This window comes from Bacillus sp. RCC_6_1 (genome assembly GCF_041360755.1).
Taxonomy (GTDB): Bacteria; Bacillota; Bacilli; order Bacillales; family Bacillaceae_G; genus Bacillus_A; species Bacillus_A cereus.
The window spans coordinates 39,418-62,594 of the sequence record NZ_JBFUPV010000009.1 but is presented as its reverse complement, the minus strand read 5'-3'; the positions used below and the strand labels follow the sequence as shown (position 1 = coordinate 62,594).

Genomic DNA, 23,177 nt, shown 5'->3' with positions numbered 1-23,177 from the left:
GTTTGCTTGGTTTTTTTGTTAAACAGTAGGAGATTCGTTTGATACAAAGATATCTTCATGTTTCTTTGTAGTACTTAAAACAAATTTATGTTGTAGTAATTGTAGTTTAAATAACGCCAAAGGATCATGATATGTTTCTGGATTGCTTCTTAGCGTCGCTAATGTTTGCTCGTCTTCCTGTATCTCAAGTTGAGCTGCATCTACATTTTGTTTCAATATATTAAGTGGATCTTTGAAGAACATCATGATATCACGTTCTAATGCACCTTCAAATACTTCAAATTGAAGGAAGAATTGTTTGGAAATTGTGTGAGCAATTTCTGTATAGTCTTCTGTTTCAATATATTGTTTATATTTGTTGGCGAGCATAGATTGGTTTTTTTGCATATTACCAAATAATTTTCCGGCACTTTTTAAGAAAAACTGTGTCGGTGTAAAGCGTAATAAAATATTGATGTTCGTTACTGTAATTCGATTTGTCATTCGTGCAACATCTCGATTCCAATCATCTAATAATTTGAAATCGCAAGGAAGTTTCATACGTTCTTCTTTATATAATTTATTAAACGTTTCACTCATTTCATCTAAATAAGCTTGAGCTTGAATAAATTCATTATGTGCTGTTTCAATCCATTCTTGAATAGACCCAGTAAATTTAGGAAGAAGTACCTGTTGTACATGCTTTTGAACACGTTCATTCATTGCAGCATTTAATTCTTCATGAACTAGTTTGAAATCACTATCTTCTTGAACAAGATCAGAGCAACTCTGTAATAATTCAGGAATTTGAGAATGTATATCTCGTGTAATTTCTTCTTTCGTTAAAAGATAGGATTCGGTAATAGAGCGAATTTTATCTTTTTCAAGAGCAGTAAGGTTATTAATAAATCCAGTAAGTTTCACTGAGATGTGTTTATTCCAGCGTACGGATTTTACTAATGTATTTTCTAATTCCACACGTTCATTTATGAGATAAGCAATTGTCTTTTGTGTAAACCATATTAGCTTTTCTATACGTTCTTTTTCTATATCGCGTTTTGCAAGATTAGAGAGAATAGATTCTGTTACATCTCCAAGTTGCTGGCTACTCTCTTGCGAAGGAGAGTATGGGAAGAATTGTGCATCTGGAAAATGTACTTTAAGTTTACTAATTAGTTTTTCATTAGTAGTCGTATTATTTGTGTGTAATACGAAGTGAATTTGTAAGTTTGGTACTTGTTCACGTAAATAAATTAATGTATCAATTTCTTTACTATGCAATGGTGAAGAAGAATTTAATACGTAAACAAGACTATCTGCTGCTTGTAAGTATTCAAAGTATGCATTGTTTTTATCCAATTGCTCTTGAATGGATGGTGTAAGAAGAAATGTAAACTTATTTTTTCTTAAAAACCTACTTGGTAGCTTAATTTCTATACATTTTTTCTCAAGTTCTGACTGAGCAGATGTAGCCGTTATTTGATGGAATTCATCAAGGTTAGGGATATTTCGTATATCTAACTCGGTAAATTCTGTTATTTCAGTTTGACTAGCGTCTTTAAATAGAATAGGAGTTGTTAAAGTTTCAGTTAAGATGTTCTCTCCCAATATTGAATTAACAAATGATGTTTTATCATGGTCACTAGTTCCAGCTATTAGTAGTGGTGTGACATTTAAATCACATAGTTCATGGACTAGTAGCGTAAATTGATGACTTAAATCTACATCATTTTTCTCAGCCCATACAGCGATTGTTTCGAATAAATGAGAAACTGTTTCCATATTTACATCTGCTTCAGCTGATGTATTAGAAAGTAAGGATCCAGCACTTTTTACGAGTAATGATTCTAAAGTTGTAGGTGAGACTTCATTCCATGCTAACACTGCTGCAGAGACAACTAGAGAATCTTTTGCTTTCGTTAAACTAAACCAATTTGTTAATAAATTTGGTACAAGTCCGTTTAATTCATGCATAAAATGATTTCCGGTAATTAATGCAAAGTATGTTTCTTGATAGCGAGTAGAAATTTCATTCCAATCGTCATTATTGTCTGTTTCAATATGCAAGAATAAATGATTAATACTTTGAATCCAAGGAAGGTATAAGGATTCATGTTGATAGCTATTCCAAAGAGCAATAACAAGCTCTTTAAATTGAGCTTGATCAACAGCATATAGAGCTTTTAAAGACTCATAGAAATATTCAGGCTTAATATTTTTTGTAAATCCTTTGTTTATGTAATTTATTAACGTATCAAACCAGTGTAAAGATTGTGTTCGAATACCTTCTTGAACAGCTAGTTCGATAGCGTTGTTCCAATCTTCTTGTTTTTCATAGAAAGAACGTGCAATTGCAGTAATATTTGGATAATCCGGTTGGAATGCAACAGCTTCACTAATCGTCTTAAAAGCGAGTCCTAAACGATTTTGTTCGATATAAAGAGAAAGAAGTTGTAAGGAAACCTCCATCGTAAGAGTTGTATCTTCCGTTTGAATAGATTGATAAATTTCTTCTGCCTTTGGTAAGAATCCTAGTTCAAAATAAGCATCTGCAATATTTTTTGTCGCCCAAAGTGCAAGAGCATTATTTACTTTTTCCCATTTAAATATAGCTGCTTCAAAATCTTTATTTTGATAATAAAATTCACCTTGAGCAAATCGAATATTAGAAATGTTGGAGAATTCATTTTTAGATTCATTTATATATGCTTCACCGAGTACTTCCGATGCAGGAGTAGAAGTTTCTTCTGTTAAAAATGTTTTATAGTAAACTTTTTGAATAAATTGATTTTCAATGGTCATGTTCGTTCCCCCCTGTATAATTTAGAAAAATGATGTCGTATGTAAAAGGGTGTATGTTCTTTTAATAGGTAGAAGTTGCATTATATAGACCAAACTATGTTTTTGCTAGATATATCATTTTTCTTGAGAGTTAAACCGTTGCGAAAAGTAACTTTCCTTTATTGTAACAAAAAAACACGCATATGAATTTTTATTTTTTATCGGGTTATTTGCGGGCAGTAAGAATCTAATCTCAAAATTGTTGAATGTAAGTAAGTTATGTGGGAGTCGGGATGTCTGTAGAAGCAAGATTGGCATAGGTTAATAATTAGTAGAGGATGAACAAAACTCCCACTGATTAAAGTTTCACTTTATCTCTGTTAAAGGAAAGAATAGAAGTAGAGTTCATTATAAAAACAATGTATAGTGAATATGTATACCATGTTTGCCTTAAAGATAGAAAGGGTACAATGTGGAATAACGATCGTGCATAGGATGTGTCTTCCGAATGGAACAACATATTGGCGAGTTAATCGCGCATTATGGCTATTTTGGAATTGTTATAGCTTTGGCTGGTGGTATTGTCGGATTACCGATACCAGACGAGTTTTTATTGACCTTTGTTGGTTATAATGTTTCAAAAGGAGTTATGTCAGGAACTGCTGCTTTTTTAAGTGGGATGGCTGGTGCGATGTTAGGGATCACGTTAAGCTACATATTAGGTTTAAAACTTGGGCTCCCTGTTTTAAAGAAATATGGGCCGAAAATTAGAATTAAAGAACATCACATTGAAAAAACACATATTTTATTTGAAAAATATGGGCCATTTCTTTTAATGATTGGTTATTTTATACCGGGAGTACGTCATTTAACGGCATATTTTGCTGGGGTATCAAATTTGACACTTTGGCGTTTTTGTTTGTACGCTTACGGTGGTGCGCTCATTTGGATAAGTGTTTTTATTGGGCTTGGCTGGAAGTTAGGCGAGAAGTGGCGCTTCGTTGAGTATAGTTTACATCATTATGGAATATGGATTTTATTAATTTCAGCAGTTGTTACATGTGTTGTATGGTTGTACATAAAGAAAAAGAAAAACCGCTAATAGCGGTTTTTTTAGCTGAAAGCAATAAATAATACACCAGCTGTAATAAAGACTACACCAACACCGGTCATAAAGTTTAACTTTTCACCGAGGATAATCATAGCGAGAATGATAGAAAATACGACGCTTAATTTATCGACAGGAGCTACTTGTGAAACCTTTCCTGTTTTGAGGGCAAGAAAATAAAATAGCCATGACGAAGCACCTGCAATCCCACTTAATGTGATAAATAGCAGTGCTTTTTTATTTAGCAGTACGTCGCCGATATTTTGAAATTTACCTTGTATGATAATAACGCCTATCATAAATAATGCCATAATAATAGATCGAATTGTTGTTGCAACGTTTGCATCGATGCCGTCTAAACCAAACTTTCCAAAAATAGATACAAGGGCAGCAGCAATTGCTGATAATAGTGCAAATAAGAGCCACGAACTCATAGTAAAATTCCTCCAATCTTACAGTATTATACATGAAAATGATTCTCATGTATAAAGTTGAAGCAATTGAGCTTTATAGAAAGCGCGACTTCAACTTAACTTCTTGCTCCACCTGAATTTTAAGGTGGGAGTTTTACTGCCTGTAAATAGTGGGCTAAATAACGAAATAATCCCCACCTTATATTTTTAATAAGGTGGGGATTATTATACTACTCTGCAATTTCCTCATATAAAAAGTACGTTACATTATAAATATGTTCTACTTCATCGTCTGTCATAAACAATAATTCGTCACGCTCAATCCCTTTTTTCTTTTCAATAAACTCAATCATATTTTTGCGTTCTTCTCTCTTCATCAATTTTATTTCTCCCCTCAATCTGTTTTAATACAGTTTATTTAAGTTACTGCTATTATATAACAGAATCTTTGGAAAGTTCCACCTATTTTATTATTTTTTTTAAAAGAACTTTTCGACAAAACAAGCCCACCTAAGGGGGGGCTTGTTTTATTTTATAGTCGTAAAAACTCAGGCTCCGTCGTACCCGCACCATCAATGTAATAAATTGTGTCGGGATTGATTTTGATCAATACGTAATTAGGGTCTTCAGGACCGAGTAACCAACGTTTTAAGCTATTATTCCAAAACTTGTTTTTTAATGTTGAGTCTTCCTCGATTGAAGCTAACCCTTCAACTTCAATATAATCTTCATCTAATTTTTTTCCTTCTCGTCCGAGTAGTACATGGACATTAGGATTTTGTTCAATATCTGTTATCTTTTTTGATTGTCGATCTGTTGCAACATATAGTACAAAATCTTCATGGAAAAACATCATAAAGGCGCTATGAGGTTTCTCATTTCGTACTGTAGATAATACACCAGTACGTTGACCTTGAATAATAGTTGCGATTTTTTCTTTTAAGTGCATAATTTTAACCCCTTTTCACAATTTATAATTCTGTCTGTTTAAACAAGATAATTTAAATATCTTTCATACTGTTTTCTTCAATCCGATTTTTTAAACGTAATTGTGATGAAATCGGACAAGTTAGGAGAAGAATAATAATAATATTGAGGAGAAATACATACGATGGAAGGATGAAAAGCATGTTTAATAAAATATTTCTTATAGTAGCGCTTATAGGTGTACCACTATCTGTACTTGGAAAAACACTTCATTGGCCAGAAACAATTATGTTCGCTGTGTATTGTATTACGATTATCGCATTAGCTGGTTTTATGGGGAGAGCAACAGAGAGTCTAGCAATTGTTTCTGGTCCTAGAATAGGCGGATTATTAAATGCTACTTTCGGTAATGCTGTTGAACTTATCATTTCAATTTTTGCACTTCAAGCAGGGTTAATTGAAGTGGTGTTAGCTTCTTTAACCGGTTCTGTACTTGGAAATTTATTATTGGTAGGAGGGTTATCTTTCTTTGTTGGAGGTCTTAAATACAAAAGACAAAGTTTTAATGTATATGATGCAAGGCATAATTCAGCTTTATTAATATTTGCTGTTGTTGTGGCCTTTGTTATTCCAGAGATCTTTTCAATGAAGATGGACGCTGGCAAGACGTATCAATTAAGTATAGGTGTTTCTATTATTATGATTATCATGTACCTTGCTGCATTACTATTTAAGTTAGTTACGCACCGTGGTGTATATCAACATAAAAGTGACGAAGTAGCGCATGAAGAAGAGCCAGAGTGGTCAAAAGGGAAGGCGCTCCTTATTTTAGCGATAGCAACACTGGCAGTAGCTTATGTGTCAGAGGCACTCGTACATACTTTTGAAACTGTTGCAAAGTCATTTGGTTGGTCAGAGTTATTTATAGGGGTTATTATCGTTGCAATTGTTGGGAATGCAGCGGAACATGCGTCTGCAATTATTATGGCTTATAAAAATAAAGTAAATATTGCAGTCGAAATTGCAATAGGCTCTACATTACAAATCGCCATGTTTGTTGCTCCTGTATTAGTATTGCTATCTATGTTCTTCGCGCAAAGGATGCCTTTAGTATTTACTATACCAGAACTTGTGTCTATGATTACAGCCGTTTTCTTAACGATTGCGATTTCCAATGATGGAGATACAAACTGGTTTGAAGGTGGCACTTTACTAGCGGCGTATGTCATTATGGGAATTGGTTTTTATTTATTATGAAAAATAGGCATAACAATTGCGCTCAGAGAAAACAATAAACGAAGTAGTATATATACCTACATAGGAAGGAGCCAGACAGGTGAAACGAGTATACAGCATATGTCTTTCAACTATGGTCTCGTTTATTTTATTATTTCCTAACATGAGTTTTGCAAAGACAACAGTAGGAACAAAAATGCCTTCATCTGTTTTAAATATTTCAAAAGACAATACATTTCCAAATGATGCGCAAGATTTGCCACGTTTACAACCAAGTAAATTTGCTCAAGAGCTATTGAAAACGGCTAATATTAAAATTGAAAATCCAGACTTAATTCGGATGTTTAATGAAACGACAATTTCAAATGCGCCGCTTGCAGTAGGGTATCGGGCAAAAATTTATTTGGGTCAATGGGCTTTACATTATGAATCAGTAGACACATCGATTAATTGGGAATATAAACAAGTGAATCGAAATGTGTATGATAATCGCGGAGGAGACCGTTTATATCCACTTCGCTATAAGCAAGAAACACAAAAGACGGTTGAAGGCGATTTAACAGCAGATATGAAAGATGCTGCAGATGTGAAAAAAATGATGCTTCTCAAAGCACTTGAAAAAGTACAATTACCCCTTTCGTTTAAAACGACCATTGGTTATGGTACTGGACATGAGCGTGTGTATAATATTAGTCCGAGTCAACTCGGATATTTATACGCTTATACACCAGCAGTAAATGAAAAAGGAAAAGTAACATTTGGAGAAGTGTATCTTGTATTAAAGGGAAATCAAAAAAGACTTGTTGTGAAAAATATTACTTCTCAAGGAATTGGAGCTGCTATTCCAATTCATGATCATTTGTATTTTAAATTCATTTCTTCTTCCCACTCGCAATAACATGAAAAAACGTCAGCTTATAAGCTGACGTTTTTTTATAATGTAATGTTTGCTGTTTTTGATAAGAAATCTTCTGTCGGATAGTAGCTGTTTTTTACAAGAACATTTGGTCCAAGACATTTTACTGCAGGACAGTGACAGCTTAATGATTTTGCAGTTTTTGAAGCGCTCCATTTTTCATACGCTTCTTGTAATGTGTTTGTTTGTATGTTTCCTAGAAGTGGAACATCACCAAAATCAGTAACGATAATATTGCCATCAAAAATATTTACATTTAAGCGTGAACGACCATCTGGATCGTTACGAACAGTTACATTTTTGCTCTCTTGTAACTTTTTAAATGTGGCAATGTCTCGCTCGTCATCGCTACAAGCATAGAAAGGTAAAGTTCCAAATAACATCCATACATTTTCATCGCGAATTTCTAGTAAATGCTCAATCGCATCACGAATTTCAGCTTTTGTTAAAATCTCTAGATTACTCGCGAAGTCACTTGGATACATTGGATGAACTTCATGACGTTTACAGCCCATCTCTTCGACGATTTGGCGGTGAATATGTTCAATATGTGGTAGAGTTCTTTTGTTTAACATTGTTTCGGCAGATACAAGTACACCTGCATCTGATAGAGCCTTACTATTTGTAATCATTCTTTCGAATAATTTTGCACGTTGTTCGTAAGTAGGCTTACGCTCCATCATTGCAAATCCGCCTTCAACGAAGTCATCAATTGTTCCCCAGTTATGAGAGATATGCAATACGTCTAAATAAGGAATAATCTGTTCGTAACGTGCTAAATCTATAGTTAAGTTAGAGTTGATTTGAGTGCGAACGCCTCGTTCATGGGCATATTTTAAGAGTGGTGTTACATAGTTGTCGACGGATTTTTTTGAAAGCATAGGTTCTCCGCCAGTAATACTTAAAGAACGTAAATGAGGAATCTCATCTAATCGTTTTAATAAAAGATCCATCGGAAGCGGATTTGGGTCTTTCGGCTGTAACGTGTAACCAACAGCGCAATGCTCACAGCGCATATTGCATAACGTCGTCGTTGTAAATTCAACATTTGTTAATAGTAGTTTGCCGTACTCTTCAAGGTCCATATACGCTTCCCATGGATCGTAAGAAGGAGTAATCGGCTTCATTTTTTGTGATATCGTCATATGAAATACTCCTTTGACTATTGAAATAACAATTTGTCCATTCTCTATAATAGAAGAATATGTGCTTTTTATAAAGTGAAACTTTTTAGCATGAAAAGAGAGAGGGCTTACATTATAGTGGATGACTGTGACAAAATTGATGAAATTTCATGCCCATAGCAATCGTTTTTGCGGTATAATAAAAGCAACTCGAATTAAAAGGAGAGTGCCTTCATGGGAAAAGCAATTCAAGATAAAGATACACAATTAGTATATTTAAAAGAACGTTTAAATATGTTCATTGAAGTAATTGATACAATTGAACCCGAAGAAGTAGAATTAGAAGATGTAGATCGTCTTCTTGCAATGTTAGATGAATTAGAATTAAAATGTGAGCAATTTAAAAAAGACGAATAATATATTAAAAAGGCTACCAATTCCAATTTGGTAGCCTTTTTCTGTTCGGGTAATAGAAGGACGATAGAAAAAGAGGTATAATCAAGTTGTGAAAAATTTCATTTATGCTCTAATAGCGTGAAATAAATAGCTAAAGAGCATAACAATTGAATTTTCAGCTCATAACGTTTTGGTAGCGTTCACAATTGAGGGGGAAGTAACAATGGAAAAGCTTCAAGAAAGCATGTATCAACTAATTGTTGAAACGTCAACGAACTTACCGAAAGATGTTCGTCGTGCGATTCAACAAGCGAAAGAGCGAGAAAATGCAGGGACTCGTTCTGCGATGGCACTTGGCACAATTACAAATAATATTAAAATGGCTGATGATAACATCTCGCCGATTTGCCAAGATACAGGGATGCCAACGTTTAAAATTTATACACCAGTTGGTGTGAATCAATTAAAGTTGAAGGAAGCTATCTATAATGCGCTTGAGCGGGCGACAAAAGATGGTAAACTTCGTCCCAATTCTGTTGATTCTCTTTTTGGAGATAATAGTGGAAATAATTTAGGACCAGGTACGCCGGTGATTAAGTTTGAACAATGGGAAAAAGATTATATTGATGCACGTTTAATCCTAAAAGGTGGTGGCTGTGAGAATAAAAATATTCAATATAGCTTACCGTGTGAACTAGAAGGACTTGGACGAGCTGGCCGTGATTTAGAAGGGATTCGTAAATGCCTTCTTCATGCAGTATATCAAGCACAAGGGCAAGGATGTAGCGCTGGTGTAATTGGTGTTGGTATCGGGGGAGACCGCACATCAGGTTATGAATTAGCAAAAAATCAATTATTCCGTACATTAGATGATGTCAATCCAGTACCAGAGTTACAACATCTTGAAGAGTACGTATTAGAAAATGCGAACAAGCTTGGCATTGGTACGATGGGATTTGGCGGAGAAACAACTTTACTTGGTTGTAAAATTGGCGTCTATAATCGTTTGCCAGCTAGTTTCTATGTATCTGTTGCGTATAATTGCTGGGCATATCGTCGCCTTGGTGTGAAAATTCATCCTGAAACAGGAGACATTATGGATTGGCTATATCAAGAAGGGGAAGATACACTTCAGCATGAAGTACAAGAAAAAACAGAGCAACGTGAGATTGTATTAGAAGCACCAATTACAGAAGAGCAAATTCGTGAACTTCGCGTTGGTGATGTTGTAACAATTAATGGCATGATGTATACAGGTCGTGACGCAATCCATAAGCATTTAATGGATAATGATTGTCCAGTAGATTTAAATGGACAAATTATTTACCACTGTGGTCCAGTTGTTGTGAAAGATGACAATGACAATTGGCAAATTAAAGCGGCAGGTCCAACGACAAGTATTCGTGAAGAACCGTACCAAGGCGATATTATGAAGAAATTCGGTATTCGCGCTGTCATTGGAAAAGGCGGTATGGGTGCGAAAACATTAGCGGCTTTAGAAGAACATGGCGGTGTATATTTAAACGCAATCGGTGGTGCAGCGCAATATTATGCTGAATGTATTAAAGAAGTGAAAGATGTTGATTTCTTACAATTTGGTATTCCAGAAGCAATGTGGCATTTACGTATCGACGGGTTTAAAGCAGTTGTAACGATGGACTCTCATGGTAATAGCTTACATGCAGATGTTGATAAAACATCACTTGAAAAATTAGCTAGCTTTAAAGAGCCAGTATTTAAGTAAATAAAAAATGCATCTCGAATGATTCGAGATGCATTTTTTTGGTATATATAGAAAAACATGTTCAGCATGAAAGAATGCGTTGCAACAGAAACTACAAGTACGATTATATATGGAAAGGAGACTATTTATGAAATATAAATGGTTATATATCGGTCTCATTTTTTCAATTATGATGGCACTTGTTCCAGTTTCAGCACTGGCTTATACAAATACTCCACATAACTGGGGAATCCCGCGTCCTAAAAATGAAACAGTACCAGATGCAGGAAAGTTATATACAGATTTACTACAAAAAAATGGCGGGTTTTATTTAGGAGATACGAAGAAAAAAGATATTTATTTAACATTTGATAATGGATATGAGAATGGATACACAGGGAAAATATTAGATGTATTAAAAGAGAAAAAAGTACCAGCAACTTTCTTTGTAACGGGACATTACATTAAAACACAAAAAGATTTATTGTTAAGAATGAAGGATGAGGGACACATTATTGGAAACCATTCTTGGAGTCATCCTGATTTTACAGCGGTAAATGATGAGAAACTTCGTGAAGAATTAACGAGTGTAACGGAAGAAATTAAAAAAGTAACTGGGCAAAAAGAAGTGAAATATGTACGTCCTCCGCGCGGTGTATTTAGTGAAAGAACGTTAGCTCTTACGAAAGAAATGGGCTATTATAATGTATTTTGGTCACTTGCATTTTTGGATTGGAAAGTGGATCAGCAAAGAGGATGGCAATATGCGCATAATAATGTTATGACGATGATTCATCCAGGATCTATTTTATTACTTCATGCAATATCAAAAGATAATGCAGAAGCACTTGCAAAAATCATTGATGATTTGCGCGAGAAAGGGTATCATTTTAAAAGTCTAGATGACTTAGTAAAAGGCAATCAACCGTAAGCATGTATGCTTACGGTTTTCTCATGCTATAATGATGTGTAAAAAGGATGGGGAAACGTATGTGGAGCGAGCATGTTACGTTAGAGTATCCGTATCATTTTGAAGAAGTATTAAAACGTTTATCTTTTGATCCTCTTAACGTCATTCAATTAGATGAGAAAGTTATTTATATCCCGCTTTGTATAGACGAGGAACAGGTTGTTGTTCGCTTACAAGGGATTGGTACTGTTCAAAATCCACAGTTTTGGATTTCTAGTCAGACAGGAGATCCAGAGAAAGTCATGAAACGAATGAGAGCCATTTTTCATTGGAATGAACCGTTTCAAGATATACAAAATCATTTTTTAAACACATCATTACGTCCACTATTTGAAACATATGCTCATACTCCAATTATTTTAGAATTTGATTATTTTGCTTGTCTGCTTCGCTGTATCATTCACCAACAAATAAATTTGAAATTTGCTACTGTGTTAACAGAACAATTTGTGAAACGGTATGGAACAGAGAAGAACGGTGTATTCTTTTTCCCCACTCCGGAAATAGTAGCAAATATTTCAATAGAAGAATTGAGAGAGCAGAAGTTTAGTCAGCGAAAGGCTGAATATATAGTAGGATTAGGTCGAAGTATTGTCAGTGGTACATTAAATTTAGCGAGTATAGAAAATGGGACGGAAGAAGACATTTCAGCACAATTGTTGCCAATTAGGGGAATTGGTGCATGGACAGTGCAAAACTTTTTAATGTTTGGGCTTGGACGGAAAAATATGTTCCCGAAAGCGGACATTGGGATTCAGCGTGCAGTGCAAGGTATATTTCAATTAGATGATAAACCTGATGATGCATTTTTAGAAAAATTGAAACAAGAGTGTGAACCATACTGCAGTTATGCAGCGTTATATTTATGGAAAAGTATAGAGTAGAGGTGTAATAATGATACAAAAGCAACATGAGAGTAAGTTGGAAGTTGGTCAAACGTTTCCTGTGACAATTAAACGTCTTGGGATTAACGGAGAAGGCGTTGGTTATTTTAAGAGACAAGTTGTTTTCATTCCAGGGGCATTACCAGGAGAAGAAGTTGTTGCAGAAACAACGAAAATTCAGCGTGGCTTCGCTGAAGCGAAAGTGAAAAAAGTTCGTAAAGCTTCACCGCATCGTGTGAAAGCACCGTGTCCAGTATATGAGGAGTGTGGCGGTTGTCAGCTGCAACATTTAGATTATAAAGAACAATTGAATCAAAAGCGTGATATCGTTGTACAAGCATTTGAGAAGTACATGAAAAATAGTATGGAAGAGAAAATTCGTCCAACGCTTGGCATGGAAAATCCATGGCATTATCGTAATAAGAGTCAATTACAAGTGGGGCGTAAAGACGAAAAGGTTATTACAGGGCTATATAAACAAAACTCACATCAGTTAATTGATATCGCTCACTGTATGATTCAACATAAAGCAACGAATGAAGCGACAAAAGTTGTAAGACGTATTTTAGAAAAATTAAATGTTTCTATTTACAATGAGAAAAAACAAAAAGGTTTAGTACGCACAATTGTAACACGTACTGCAGTTCAAACAGGTGAAGTACAAGTTACACTTATTACAACAAAAGAAGAATTACCAAATAAAGAACAATTTATTGCAGAAGTACAAAAACAGATGCCAGCGGTTAAATCAATTATGCAAAATGTAAACTGGCGTAAAACATCTGTTATTTTTGGCGACAAAACATTTAAATTAGCTGGAAAAGAAGTAATTCAAGAAACACTTGGTGATTTATCATTTGAATTATCAGCACGTGCGTTCTTCCAGTTGAATCCAGAGCAAACCGTTGTTTTATATAATGAAGCAAAAAAAGCCGCTGCGTTAACAGGCGATGAGAAAATTGTAGATGCGTATTGTGGCGTTGGTACAATCGGTCTTTGGCTTGCAAATGATGCAGCGGAAGTACGTGGTATGGATGTAATTCCAGAAGCGATTGCAGATGCAAGAAAAAATGCAAAGCGTCACGGATTTACAAATACGAAATATGAAGCAGGTAAAGCTGAACAATGGTTACCGAAATGGGTAAAAGAAGGATGGCGTCCAGATGTAATTGTTGTCGACCCACCACGTACAGGTTGCGATGATAAATTACTGGAAACAATTTTAAAAGTGAAGCCGAAACAAGTTGTGTACGTGTCTTGTAATCCTTCTTCATTAGCACGTGATGTACAAGCATTAATGAAGAGCTATGAAGTGGAGTATGTGCAACCAGTTGATATGTTCCCGCATACAGCTCACGTAGAAAATGTAGTGAAGCTTGTTAGAAAGTAAAGTTTATTAATATTCCCTCATGGTATGAGGGAATATTTTCTATGAAGGAGAATATTATGCATAATTATAAATTAACAATTCAGTACGATGGCGCACGTTTTAAAGGATGGCAACGTCTCGGTAATAACGATAATACAATTCAAGGAAAAATCGAAAGTGTCATATCTGAAATGGTCGGAAAAGAAATTGAAATTATCGGTTGTAGTAGAACAGACGCTGGTGTACATGCTTTGAATCAAGTTGCTAACTTTCAAAGTGATGAGAAGTTAGTGGAACATAAAGTGAAAAAATATTTAAATCAATATTTACCTAATGATATTAGCATTACGAATGTGGAAGAAGTACATGATCGTTTCCATGCTCGTTACAATTCTAAAGCAAAAACATATCTGTATAAAATTTGGAATGAAGAGCATACAAATCCATTTATGCGTAAATACAGCATGCATGTGAATAAAAAATTAAATGTGAAAAGCATGAAAGCAGCTGCGAAACATTTAGTTGGTTCACATGACTTTACTGCTTTTTCAAATGCGAAATCAAAGAAAAAATCTATGGTTCGAGAAGTATATACACTTGATGTGATGGAAGAGGCAGGGTTTGTACAAATTAGAGTAAGTGGTAACGGCTTCCTTCATAATATGGTAAGAAAAATTGTCGGGGCATTAATTGAAGTTGGATTAGGACAATTAGACGCTGAAGCAATTCCAAACATTTTAGAGGAAAAGCAGCGCAATCAAATTAATTGTCTTGCTGAGGCAAGTGGGTTGTATTTAGAGAATGTTGAGTTTTAATGGCAAATAAAAAAATCGGGCTAAGTAGCTCGATTTTTTTAGTATTACGAAGATTTCTCGTTTTTTATACGTAGCTTCAAATTCCAAAAAGCAGCAAGCATAATAGCTGCAAAGGAGCCACTAATTGTTGCTAATAGCTTTGCATAAGGATAGGCGTTTATATCAATTAGTAACATCATACATACAATGGTAGGGAAGAAGGCTAAGTATTGTAATAACTTTAATTTGTTATCATTACTCATATATATCGCTCCTTTCTAGTATGTTATATGTTTATTGTAGCATATTTTACCAAGTGTTTATTTGTATGTTAAAGCAGATTTATGCTGCATTAACAAGCAATAAAAGTCGAATTGATTAGGGCTAGCAATCCACTCATCCAAGTTTCATTTCATATGTGTAAATGCAGTTTTTTAATTCGATATTGTAAGTTTTGTCTACTTAATCCTAAAAATTTTGCAGCTTGTGAGATATTCCCGTGATACTCTTTTAGAATTTGATTGATGTAGTTTTTTTCCATTTCTTCTATTGTGTGCTTTAACGTTTTAGGCGTATCAGTATCGTTATTAGTTAAGAAAGGTTGCATATTGAATTCTTTTTTTATTCGTTCGCGAAAGCGAGTGGGAAGATGAAACGCTGTAATGATGTTTTCATCTTCAACTAAATTCATTGAACCTTCAATGATATGTTCCAATTCTCTTACGTTTCCAGGCCAATCATATGCATATAAAAACTCTCTTACATGCACATCTACATCTGTTACACTAAGTCCGAATTGAATATTGTATTTTTCGATAAAGTGCTGAACAAGAGCCGGAATATCTTCTTTTCGTTCACGTAAAGGCGGAAGACATAAAGTAACGACGCTTAATCGATAATATAAGTCTTCTCGTAATCGATTGTGTGTAATAGCTTCAAGAGGATCTTCATTAATAGTTGCTATAATACGAACGTCAATTTCTTTTTCGTGTGTGCCTCCGATTCTTCGTATTGTTTTTTCTTGTATAGCTCGCAGTAACTTCGCTTGAAGTGCTGGACTTAATGAGTTGATTTCATCTAATAACAAAGTTCCTCCGTTCGCTTCTTCGAATAAGCCTGATTTATCTATTGCTCCTGTAAAGGCACCTCGATTTGTGCCAAATAGTAGGCTTTCCATTAAGGTATCAGGTATAGCGGCACAGTTTTGTGAAATAAAGGGTTTGGTTGAACGCTGACTTTCATTATGGATGCTTTGTGCAAATAGTTCTTTACCAGTGCCTGTTTCCCCTACGAGAAGTATGGAGGAAGATGTACGAATTACTCTTTTTCCTTCTGTAATGATTGATTGAATGGCTTCAGAATCACCAATTATGTGATCAAAGGTAAATTTAGTGCTTTGTTTTCGAGAAGGACTTATTTTTATCGTTTGTTTTAAGTTACTAATTTCTTTTGATATTTCAATAGCGCCTTTAATTTTTCCATTTTCTATTATAGGGAAAGTATCGTTAATCGTTGTAATTTCTTGTCCTTTATTGTTAAAATACGTTTGTTTTATATTTTTCTTTGTTTTTCCAAATTTTAATGCCTCTATAAGAGTACTATTTTTATTTTCTTCAAATGCAAATATTTCTAAAGGACTTTTATATAATACATCTAAGCGATCCATTGATTCAATTTCCATCATTTTGCGGTTATAGACAATCGTTTTACTTTCCTCATTAATAATATGAATCCCGATATCGAGTTCATTGAGTAAAGTTTCATATAGCATATTCATTTCAACGATCTGTTTTAAATTAATTTCTTCTGTACGCATAGATTATCTTCTCCTCATTTCACCCTATGAAGACTTACTTTTTATAATTTTATTAAAATTCTTATAAAATCGCAAAATTTTTTTGCTATTTTTCTCTTAAAACTTTTCAAATGATAGAAAAATTTTGCGGTTGTGCACACTTTTTTGTGTGAAACTCTCATTTAATATATGAATCAGAGACTTGGTACGTATTTTGCATAAATAATATTCGAAATCTCTAGAGGGGAGAATATGAATTTTTACAGGATATACAACGTTTTGGTGTCAATTAATAAGAGGGAGGAATTTATAAAGTGAAGACAGTTATAGAAGGTGTGTATAGTCCTTGTTATGGAAAAGTAGAGAAGCTATTTGTTGCGGAAAGTTCATACGTATACGAGTGGGAGAAATTAGCGTTAATTGAAACAATAGATAAACAGAAAGTAGAAATTAAGGTAGGAATCAGTGGGTATATCGAATCATTAGAAGTAGTAGAAGGACAAGCCATTGCTGATAAAAAGTTATTAATAACAGTGAGGGATGATCTTTTAATAACAGGTAGTGATTAATAAGTGCTATGTATTTCGCTCTTTTCAATAATCATTTTTATTATGAATGATTTTAAAAACGCTTACATGAAATGGGTTTCCAAAGGGAAAAGGGGGGATTTATATGATGGATCAAAACCAAGGTTTAAAACGTGAATTGAAAAGCAGGCACATATTTATGATTGCACTTGGAGGAGTTATTGGTACCGGTCTTTTTTTAGGATCTGGGTATACAATTCATGAAGCTGGGCCTGGGGGAGCAATTGTAGCGTATCTTGTTGGAGGGTTTGTTATGTATTTAACGATGCTCTGTCTTGGAGAGTTAGCTGTTGCGATGCCCGACGCAGGATCTTATCAAACGTATGCAACGAAGCACATTTCCCCTGCAGCGGGTTATGTAGTCGGATGGATGTCGTGGTTAAACTGGTCTGCTACGATAGGTATTGAACTGATTGCAGTTAGTATTTTGATGAAACGTTGGTTTCCTGATGTACCGTCATGGATTTGGTGTGTAGTGTTTGCGGTGCTTCTCTTTGCTATCAATGCATTATCTTCAAGAAGTTTTGCAGAAGTTGAATTTTGGTTTGCAAGTATTAAAGTAATTACAATCATTGCATTTATTATTTTAGGCGGGGCGGCAATGTTTGGTTTTCTAGATATGAAAGGAAATGAACCAGCACCGATGTTCTCTAGCTTTACTGATTACGGGGGACTGTTTCCGAATGGATTATCAGCCATTTTAATTACGATGATTGCAGTTAATTTTTCTTTCCAAGGAACAGAACTAGTCGGTATTGCAGCAGGTGAGAGTGAAAATCCAGAAAAAACAATCCCAAAGGCAATTAATAATACAGTTTGGCGTATACTCGTGTTCTTTGTATTATCTATTTTCATTCTTGCAGGATTATTCCCATGGCAGCAAGCAGGAGTGATAGAAAGTCCATTCGTAGTTGTATTTGATAAAATTGGTATTCCTTATGCAGCTGATATTATAAACTTCGTTATTATTACAGCGGTACTATCCGTTGCGAATTCAGGATTATATGCAACTTCTCGTATGCTATGGTCTATGTCTAATCAAGGAATGATTAGTCCGATTTTTGGTAAGTTATCTAAAAATGGTGTTCCTATTTATGCATTGATTGTAAGCACGATTGTAGGCTGTCTTTCATTACTATCAGGTATTTATGCGGAAGATACAGTTTATTTATGGCTACTTTCTATTGCCGGATTTGGGGCGATATTAGTTTGGGCATCTATTGCTTTATCTAACTTATTAGCTAGAAGGGCATATGTTAAGCAGGGCGGAGATGTGAAGGACTTGAAATTTAAAACACCGCTATATCCATTCGTACCACTTCTGGCATTAGCATTAAATATAACAGTTATAGTTGCTATGGCTTTTATCCCAGAGCAAAGAATGGCGTTATATTGTGGAATTCCATTTATGATTGTTTGTTTACTGTTTTACCGTGCGACAAGAAATAAGGTACGTAAAGTAGAGCATATTGAAAAGATCAATACAACAAAAGTAGAAAGTTTATAATATTGAGTAATTTGGAGACTGTAAAATTGTAAACAGTCTCTTTTTTTGTGAAAATAAAGCTGGAAACATACTATGTATGCAAAGGGGAATTAGCGATGAATCAAGAAGTTTCACAGCTATTAGAACAGATTGATTTACGAAAAGATGAGTTACTAGAGCTTACAAAAACCTTAATTCGTTTTGAAACACCAGCACCGCCAGCGAGAAATACAAATGAAGCGCAAGAATTTGTTGCAGAGTTTTTAAGAAAACGAAATTTTAGTATTAATAAATGGGATGTATATCCGAATGATCCGAACGTTGTTGGGGTAAAAAAAGGAATAAAAAGTGACTCATATAAAAGTCTTATTATTAATGGGCATATGGATGTAGCTGAAGTGTCAGCAGATGAGGCGTGGGAAACAGATCCATTTGATCCATTTATAAAAGATGGCTGGTTAGTTGGACGTGGCGCAGCAGATATGAAAGGGGGATTGGCTGGGGCACTATTTGCTATTCAGCTTTTACAAGAAGCTGGCATTGAATTACCTGGAGATGTAATCTTTCAATCCGTAATTGGGGAAGAAGTTGGAGAAGCTGGCACGCTTCAATGCTGCAGGCGAGGTTATGATGCTGATTTTGCAGTCGTAGTGGATACGAGTGATTTACATATGCAAGGACAGGGCGGCGTAATTACTGGATGGATTACTGTGAAAAGCCCGCAAACGTTTCATGATGCAACACGTAGGCAAATGATCCATGCAGGGGGACGTTTATTCGGAGCGAGTGCGATTGAAAAAATGATGAAAATTGTGCAAAGTTTACAAGAATTAGAGCGCCACTGGGCAGTCATGAAAACATATGAAGGCTATCCATCTGGAACAACAACAATTAATCCAGCTGTTATTGAGGGGGGAAGGCATGCGGCGTTTATTGCGGATGAGTGCCAGTTATGGATAACAGTGCACTTCTATCCGAACGAAACACATGAACAAATAATAAAAGAAATTGAAGAATATATTGGAAAGGTAGCAGCTGCCGATCCATGGTTAAGTGAAAATCCGCCACAATTTAAGTGGGGTGGAGAATCAATGATTGTAGATCGTGGTGAAATTTTCCCTTCATTAGAAGTAGATAGGGAACATGCAGCTGTAAAAAAACTTAGCTCAGTACACGAGTCTATTTTATCAAAAAATGCAATTTTAGATATGTCTGCAACGGTAACTGATGGCGGTTGGTTTAGTGAGTTTCACATTCCAGCGATTATATATGGACCAGGTACATTAGAAGAAGCACATTCTGTAAATGAGAAAGTTGAAGTTGAACAGTTAATTGAATTTACAAAAGTAATAACAGCATTTATATATGAATGGTGCCACACGAAAAAATAGATTTGCATAGTAAAATCGTACGAGTATGTATACTTGTACGATTTTTTATTGAACTATTTCAGAGTTGAATATAAACAACTGAAATAGTTCTTTATTTTGCTATGTCTTTCGTTTTATTTCAAGTAATTTCTCTTTTGCTAATTCAACGGCGATCGCATCATCTAAATAGCCAATTGGAAAGAGATAGTCGGGAATAATATCTGTCGATAAAATGAAATAAAGTAATGCGCTCCCAAGAACTGCACGTTCTTCTTTTGAAATGGTTTTATTGCAAAATTGTTGATACATATCTGTTAATTGTTCAATAAAAGGACCAGCACTATCAATTTGCTCTAATTTGCTTGCGAAACTGTTATGAATACGTTTTTCGCCTTCTGTTGTCTGGGCATAGCGTTCGTAATTTTCGAGTTCTTGTTTTACGCGAGTTGTAGTGTAATCGAAATCGAATAAGTTAGAGGATTGCAGCGTTTGCTGAATGGTATCAAGAGATGTGTACATATCTGTTTTTTCTTTATTAATGTGAGGAGAATCAGGGTACATTTCATCAAATAACAATTGGGGTGGAACTTGAAGACATTCTGCAAATTTTTGTAGATGTTTTTGTTTTGGCGGTTGCTTACCATTAATAATTCTTGAGACTGTTGCAGGATCAATATTTGTAAGTATTCCTAGTTGGCGCATAGATAAGGCGCGTTCTTTTAAAAGTTTTTTTATTAATTTGCCAAGCCGATCATTCGGGTTTTCATTAGCCATAGTGTAGGCACTCCTTTTTTAGTGTTGAAAAAATATTGAGCATTTATTACAAGTATATGAAACAGACAGGCACAGTTGCTCAACATTTTCATAATATGCATTGAAAAGTGAGAAAAAGGGGTGACTATTTATGAGTACGGTAGGCTTATTTTCAATTTTTTTAATCGGGATCGCTTCTAATTTAGATAATGCAGGTGTTGGAATTGCATATGGCATTCGTAAAATTCGTATTTCGTGGTTTAACAATTTTATCATCGCATTCTTTGGATTTTTATTTACTTTACTAGCTGGATTTTTTGGAAACTGGATTGCGTTATTTATTTCAGAGTTTACAGCAAATCTGATTGGAGCAATCGTTTTAGGGATAATCGGTGTGTTTATTTTATGTCAGCCTTTCTTGGGCCAAAAAAATACTGCAGGTTCTAAAGATGATAATGTACTTATGGGAATTTTACGTGATCCGGAAAAAGCAGATTTTGATGGTTCTAAAACAATTAGTTTCTCAGAAGCAATTGTTTTAGGAGTTGCGTTGTCTATTAATAATATTGCAGGTGGATTTGATGCAGGGGTAACAAATTTAAATCTTTGGCTTACAGCGACTATTTCTGGGGTGTTTAGTTTTATTTGTATTAGTGGTTTTGCGTATGTAGGAAAACGATTTTTAGCAGAATACTTAGGGAAATGGGCGACAGTTATCGCAGGAGTGTTATTAATTCTTATTGGGATCGATCAGTTGTTGTAAGGAGAGTAGAAAACAAGGTTCGAGTATTTCCTTGGAAATACAGCAAGAGATTGCATATATCGACGTACTTTTCTCCATACTAATACGGATTTCTTTTAAGAAAGGGGGATTTGTATGGGACGCGGGAAAGCATTTGATCATAAGAAAAAAGGGCATGATCATCAACCACCTAAAGGTGCGTTCATTCATAAAGATGTAAATGAACATACTTTGGAAGAGGAAGAGCTACCAGTAAATATTGAGGCGTATAAAAATAGTTTAAAAAAACATTAAAAGCACCTACATAGGTGCTTTTTTACCGTATATCTTCAATTAATTGTTCGGATTCTTCATGCATACTGTACTCACTTAATACTTGAATGCAAAGCCACTTTAATTCCTCAATCGTATGCTCAAGTTCTTCAGGAAGCACATGATAAATGTCTTCAAGTCCCATCCCGAAATGAATAAGTTCAAGTACTTGATCATCGATGTTCCGATCCATTAATAATTCAAGTACTTCTAAATTGAATATGTATCGGTGAGCTTCGTCGAGTGAAACAACTTTTAACTTCAAGCTTTCTACAATACTCAGTATAAAAAGAAGGATTGTTTTTTCAAGAACAGGTTGTTTTCCCATTTGAAATATTAGTTTCATCTTTCACACCTCCACATATAGCGCTAGGTTGTACTATATTATTCAGGAGGGGGGAACAAATATGCATGATATAGAGAAACTTTCAGCACTGTTTTTGTAAGAGGATTGATAACTGACAAAAGTGAGGTTTTGGCGAAATAAAAAATCCTGCTAGTATAGCAGGATAACTCGCGATTAAAAAATGCTCCAACCTTCTTGAGCAGAAAGAAGTTCAAGGATTTTAAAACCGGCAATACTATTTCCGTTTGCATCTAAAGCTGGTCCGAAAATACCGATTCCCATGTCTCCTTTTACGCAGCCAAAAATACCACCGGCTACACCACTTTTTGCAGGAATACCAACACGAATTGCAAATTCACCAGATTCGTTATACATACCACATGTGACCATAAATGTTTTGCAAATTTTTGTAATATGCTTAGGGATAATTTGTTTTTTCTTATATGGATCATATCCATCCATTGCAAAAATTAAGCCGATACGCGCTAAATCGATGCAGTTTACTTCAACTGCGCATTGACGAGTATATAAATCCATAAGTTCTTCAATATCACAATCGATAATTCCGTTTTGTTTCATATAATAACAAAGTGAACGGTTTAGGTAAGCTGTCTCTAGTTCTGAATCGGCAACTTTAGAGGAATAATTAATAGTAGGATTATCTGTTATTTCACGTACAAAATGAAGAATACGTTCCATTTTTTCCTCGTTATCTTTTCCTGCTAACATGCTTGTAATAGCTAAAGCTCCTGCATTTATCATTGGATTAAGGGGTTTGGACGGACTTGTCGTTTCTAACTTAATAATAGAATTAAATGGGTCACCCGTTGGTTCCATTCCAACTTTAGAAAATACATATTCTTCACCACGGTCTAAAAGGGCAAGGGCAAGTGTAATTACTTTGGAAATACTTTGAAGAGTAAATAGTGTTTGTGAGTTGCCTGCATGGATATATTCTGTTTCTTTATGGAAAATGGCAATCCCTAAATCGTCTGGATTTGCATTTCCTAGTTCGGGGATATAAGTAGCAAGTTTTCCTTTTTTCGTATATGGTTTTACTTGTTCTAACAACTGTTGTAAGTTGTTTGTTTCAATGCACTGCATAGTACCAACGCTCCTATTTTGAATTAACTAAGTTTACTTTTCCCGATATGCTCGGAAATAAA

At 34.9% G+C, this 23,177-nt stretch carries 24 protein-coding genes; 14 read left to right on the top strand and 10 right to left on the bottom strand.

Annotated features, from left to right (window positions below):
• Positions 1 to 18 precede the first annotated feature (18 nt).
• Positions 19 to 2,781 (bottom strand): tetratricopeptide repeat protein, encoded by a 2,763-nt coding sequence (locus AB6801_RS21915; protein ID WP_097999052.1) that lies wholly within the window; start codon positions 2,779 to 2,781, stop codon positions 19 to 21.
• 487 nt (positions 2,782 to 3,268) lie between these two features.
• Here AB6801_RS21915 and AB6801_RS21910 point away from each other — a divergent pair, with 487 nt between their 5' ends.
• Positions 3,269 to 3,862 carry a DedA family protein gene (locus AB6801_RS21910; RefSeq protein ID WP_000434878.1) on the top strand — a complete coding sequence of 198 codons (594 nt, stop codon included), beginning with the start codon at positions 3,269 to 3,271 and terminating at the stop codon, positions 3,860 to 3,862.
• Positions 3,863 to 3,873: 11 nt separating this feature from the next.
• Here the strand turns inward: AB6801_RS21910 and AB6801_RS21905 are convergent, their stop codons facing one another.
• The 3 genes from AB6801_RS21905 to AB6801_RS21895 all read right to left on the bottom strand — a co-directional run bounded on the left by AB6801_RS21905 (position 3,874) and on the right by AB6801_RS21895 (position 5,230).
• On the bottom strand, positions 3,874 to 4,302 hold the full coding sequence (locus tag AB6801_RS21905; protein WP_000100295.1) for an EamA family transporter: 429 nt from the start codon (positions 4,300 to 4,302) through the stop codon (positions 3,874 to 3,876).
• A 209-nt stretch (positions 4,303 to 4,511) separates the two neighbouring features.
• Positions 4,512 to 4,658, bottom strand: coding sequence for a BH0509 family protein (locus AB6801_RS21900; protein WP_000817786.1), 147 nt, complete (start codon positions 4,656 to 4,658; stop codon positions 4,512 to 4,514).
• A 155-nt stretch (positions 4,659 to 4,813) separates the two neighbouring features.
• Positions 4,814 to 5,230 (bottom strand): pyridoxamine 5'-phosphate oxidase family protein, encoded by a 417-nt coding sequence (locus AB6801_RS21895; RefSeq protein ID WP_000550220.1) that lies wholly within the window; start codon positions 5,228 to 5,230, stop codon positions 4,814 to 4,816.
• A gap of 179 nt (positions 5,231 to 5,409) precedes the next feature.
• On the opposite strand from AB6801_RS21895, the gene cax reads away from it, so the two are divergent.
• Together cax and AB6801_RS21885 are read left to right on the top strand one after the other, a co-directional pair.
• Entirely contained in the window at positions 5,410 to 6,465 is a 1,056-nt protein-coding gene (gene cax / locus AB6801_RS21890) for a calcium/proton exchanger (RefSeq protein ID WP_000482133.1), read from the top strand.
• 79 nt (positions 6,466 to 6,544) lie between these two features.
• Positions 6,545 to 7,342: a YfkD famly protein gene (locus tag AB6801_RS21885; protein WP_002102695.1), complete on the top strand. Its 798-nt coding sequence runs from the start codon at positions 6,545 to 6,547 to the stop codon at positions 7,340 to 7,342.
• A gap of 35 nt (positions 7,343 to 7,377) precedes the next feature.
• Here AB6801_RS21885 and yfkAB read toward each other — a convergent pair whose 3' ends face one another.
• Positions 7,378 to 8,505, bottom strand: a complete 1,128-nt coding sequence (yfkAB, locus tag AB6801_RS21880; protein WP_000156023.1) for a radical SAM/CxCxxxxC motif protein YfkAB — start codon at positions 8,503 to 8,505, stop codon at positions 7,378 to 7,380.
• Between the two features lie 213 nt (positions 8,506 to 8,718).
• On the opposite strand from yfkAB, the gene AB6801_RS21875 reads away from it, so the two are divergent.
• The 6 genes from AB6801_RS21875 to truA all read left to right on the top strand — a co-directional run bounded on the left by AB6801_RS21875 (position 8,719) and on the right by truA (position 14,641).
• Positions 8,719 to 8,901 carry an SE1561 family protein gene (locus AB6801_RS21875; protein WP_000513558.1) on the top strand — a complete coding sequence of 61 codons (183 nt, stop codon included), beginning with the start codon at positions 8,719 to 8,721 and terminating at the stop codon, positions 8,899 to 8,901.
• Between the two features lie 202 nt (positions 8,902 to 9,103).
• A complete protein-coding gene (fumA, locus tag AB6801_RS21870; protein WP_000413520.1) occupies positions 9,104 to 10,624 on the top strand; it encodes a class I fumarate hydratase in 1,521 nt (506 codons plus the stop codon).
• A 127-nt stretch (positions 10,625 to 10,751) separates the two neighbouring features.
• Positions 10,752 to 11,534 carry a delta-lactam-biosynthetic de-N-acetylase gene (gene pdaA, locus AB6801_RS21865; protein WP_000875956.1) on the top strand — a complete coding sequence of 261 codons (783 nt, stop codon included), beginning with the start codon at positions 10,752 to 10,754 and terminating at the stop codon, positions 11,532 to 11,534.
• 59 nt (positions 11,535 to 11,593) lie between these two features.
• On the top strand, positions 11,594 to 12,457 hold the full coding sequence (locus AB6801_RS21860) for a DNA-3-methyladenine glycosylase family protein (protein WP_000269418.1): 864 nt from the start codon (positions 11,594 to 11,596) through the stop codon (positions 12,455 to 12,457).
• Positions 12,458 to 12,467: 10 nt separating this feature from the next.
• Positions 12,468 to 13,847, top strand: coding sequence for a 23S rRNA (uracil(1939)-C(5))-methyltransferase RlmD (gene rlmD, locus AB6801_RS21855; protein ID WP_000615200.1), 1,380 nt, complete (start codon positions 12,468 to 12,470; stop codon positions 13,845 to 13,847).
• A gap of 56 nt (positions 13,848 to 13,903) precedes the next feature.
• Positions 13,904 to 14,641 (top strand): tRNA pseudouridine(38-40) synthase TruA, encoded by a 738-nt coding sequence (gene truA / locus AB6801_RS21850; protein WP_000553118.1) that lies wholly within the window; start codon positions 13,904 to 13,906, stop codon positions 14,639 to 14,641.
• 44 nt (positions 14,642 to 14,685) lie between these two features.
• Here the strand turns inward: truA and AB6801_RS21845 are convergent, their stop codons facing one another.
• Together AB6801_RS21845 and AB6801_RS21840 are read right to left on the bottom strand one after the other, a co-directional pair.
• Positions 14,686 to 14,883 (bottom strand): hypothetical protein, encoded by a 198-nt coding sequence (locus AB6801_RS21845; protein ID WP_000063913.1) that lies wholly within the window; start codon positions 14,881 to 14,883, stop codon positions 14,686 to 14,688.
• Between the two features lie 149 nt (positions 14,884 to 15,032).
• Positions 15,033 to 16,436, bottom strand: a complete 1,404-nt coding sequence (locus AB6801_RS21840; RefSeq protein ID WP_001258457.1) for a sigma-54 interaction domain-containing protein — start codon at positions 16,434 to 16,436, stop codon at positions 15,033 to 15,035.
• A gap of 293 nt (positions 16,437 to 16,729) precedes the next feature.
• On the opposite strand from AB6801_RS21840, the gene AB6801_RS21835 reads away from it, so the two are divergent.
• The 3 genes from AB6801_RS21835 to AB6801_RS21825 all read left to right on the top strand — a co-directional run bounded on the left by AB6801_RS21835 (position 16,730) and on the right by AB6801_RS21825 (position 19,879).
• Positions 16,730 to 16,984, top strand: a complete 255-nt coding sequence (locus AB6801_RS21835; protein WP_000859483.1) for a biotin/lipoyl-containing protein — start codon at positions 16,730 to 16,732, stop codon at positions 16,982 to 16,984.
• A gap of 103 nt (positions 16,985 to 17,087) precedes the next feature.
• A complete protein-coding gene (locus AB6801_RS21830; RefSeq protein WP_000969246.1) occupies positions 17,088 to 18,509 on the top strand; it encodes an amino acid permease in 1,422 nt (473 codons plus the stop codon).
• Positions 18,510 to 18,604: 95 nt separating this feature from the next.
• A complete protein-coding gene (locus AB6801_RS21825; protein WP_001071201.1) occupies positions 18,605 to 19,879 on the top strand; it encodes an acetylornithine deacetylase in 1,275 nt (424 codons plus the stop codon).
• A gap of 99 nt (positions 19,880 to 19,978) precedes the next feature.
• Here the strand turns inward: AB6801_RS21825 and AB6801_RS21820 are convergent, their stop codons facing one another.
• Entirely contained in the window at positions 19,979 to 20,632 is a 654-nt protein-coding gene (locus tag AB6801_RS21820) for a DUF1232 domain-containing protein (protein WP_001262776.1), read from the bottom strand.
• A 130-nt stretch (positions 20,633 to 20,762) separates the two neighbouring features.
• Between AB6801_RS21820 and ytaF the strand changes: the two genes are divergently transcribed.
• Positions 20,763 to 21,374 (top strand): sporulation membrane protein YtaF, encoded by a 612-nt coding sequence (gene ytaF, locus AB6801_RS21815; RefSeq protein WP_000108728.1) that lies wholly within the window; start codon positions 20,763 to 20,765, stop codon positions 21,372 to 21,374.
• 114 nt (positions 21,375 to 21,488) lie between these two features.
• Positions 21,489 to 21,647, top strand: a complete 159-nt coding sequence (locus tag AB6801_RS21810) for a hypothetical protein (protein WP_000532409.1) — start codon at positions 21,489 to 21,491, stop codon at positions 21,645 to 21,647.
• 22 nt (positions 21,648 to 21,669) lie between these two features.
• Here AB6801_RS21810 and AB6801_RS21805 read toward each other — a convergent pair whose 3' ends face one another.
• Positions 21,670 to 22,011, bottom strand: coding sequence for a DUF3969 family protein (locus AB6801_RS21805; protein WP_000766604.1), 342 nt, complete (start codon positions 22,009 to 22,011; stop codon positions 21,670 to 21,672).
• A 174-nt stretch (positions 22,012 to 22,185) separates the two neighbouring features.
• Positions 22,186 to 23,115 (bottom strand): glutaminase A, encoded by a 930-nt coding sequence (glsA, locus tag AB6801_RS21800; RefSeq protein WP_001149850.1) that lies wholly within the window; start codon positions 23,113 to 23,115, stop codon positions 22,186 to 22,188.
• Between the last annotated feature and the right edge of the window lie 62 nt (positions 23,116 to 23,177).

Coding starts and splice junctions, on each gene's coding strand:
- AB6801_RS21915 (WP_097999052.1), bottom strand. CDS start 2,781: ATGACCATTGAAAATCAATTTATTCAAAAAGTTTACTATAAAACATTT.
- AB6801_RS21910 (WP_000434878.1), top strand. CDS start 3,269: ATGGAACAACATATTGGCGAGTTAATCGCGCATTATGGCTATTTTGGA.
- AB6801_RS21905 (WP_000100295.1), bottom strand. CDS start 4,302: ATGAGTTCGTGGCTCTTATTTGCACTATTATCAGCAATTGCTGCTGCC.
- AB6801_RS21900 (WP_000817786.1), bottom strand. CDS start 4,658: ATGAAGAGAGAAGAACGCAAAAATATGATTGAGTTTATTGAAAAGAAA.
- AB6801_RS21895 (WP_000550220.1), bottom strand. CDS start 5,230: ATGCACTTAAAAGAAAAAATCGCAACTATTATTCAAGGTCAACGTACT.
- cax (WP_000482133.1), top strand. CDS start 5,410: ATGTTTAATAAAATATTTCTTATAGTAGCGCTTATAGGTGTACCACTA.
- yfkAB (WP_000156023.1), bottom strand. CDS start 8,505: ATGACGATATCACAAAAAATGAAGCCGATTACTCCTTCTTACGATCCA.
- AB6801_RS21875 (WP_000513558.1), top strand. CDS start 8,719: ATGGGAAAAGCAATTCAAGATAAAGATACACAATTAGTATATTTAAAA.
- fumA (WP_000413520.1), top strand. CDS start 9,104: ATGGAAAAGCTTCAAGAAAGCATGTATCAACTAATTGTTGAAACGTCA.
- pdaA (WP_000875956.1), top strand. CDS start 10,752: ATGAAATATAAATGGTTATATATCGGTCTCATTTTTTCAATTATGATG.
- AB6801_RS21860 (WP_000269418.1), top strand. CDS start 11,594: ATGTGGAGCGAGCATGTTACGTTAGAGTATCCGTATCATTTTGAAGAA.
- rlmD (WP_000615200.1), top strand. CDS start 12,468: ATGATACAAAAGCAACATGAGAGTAAGTTGGAAGTTGGTCAAACGTTT.
- truA (WP_000553118.1), top strand. CDS start 13,904: ATGCATAATTATAAATTAACAATTCAGTACGATGGCGCACGTTTTAAA.
- AB6801_RS21845 (WP_000063913.1), bottom strand. CDS start 14,883: ATGAGTAATGATAACAAATTAAAGTTATTACAATACTTAGCCTTCTTC.
- AB6801_RS21840 (WP_001258457.1), bottom strand. CDS start 16,436: ATGCGTACAGAAGAAATTAATTTAAAACAGATCGTTGAAATGAATATG.
- AB6801_RS21830 (WP_000969246.1), top strand. CDS start 17,088: ATGATGGATCAAAACCAAGGTTTAAAACGTGAATTGAAAAGCAGGCAC.
- AB6801_RS21825 (WP_001071201.1), top strand. CDS start 18,605: ATGAATCAAGAAGTTTCACAGCTATTAGAACAGATTGATTTACGAAAA.
- AB6801_RS21820 (WP_001262776.1), bottom strand. CDS start 20,632: ATGGCTAATGAAAACCCGAATGATCGGCTTGGCAAATTAATAAAAAAA.
- ytaF (WP_000108728.1), top strand. CDS start 20,763: ATGAGTACGGTAGGCTTATTTTCAATTTTTTTAATCGGGATCGCTTCT.
- AB6801_RS21810 (WP_000532409.1), top strand. CDS start 21,489: ATGGGACGCGGGAAAGCATTTGATCATAAGAAAAAAGGGCATGATCAT.
- AB6801_RS21805 (WP_000766604.1), bottom strand. CDS start 22,011: ATGAAACTAATATTTCAAATGGGAAAACAACCTGTTCTTGAAAAAACA.
- glsA (WP_001149850.1), bottom strand. CDS start 23,115: ATGCAGTGCATTGAAACAAACAACTTACAACAGTTGTTAGAACAAGTA.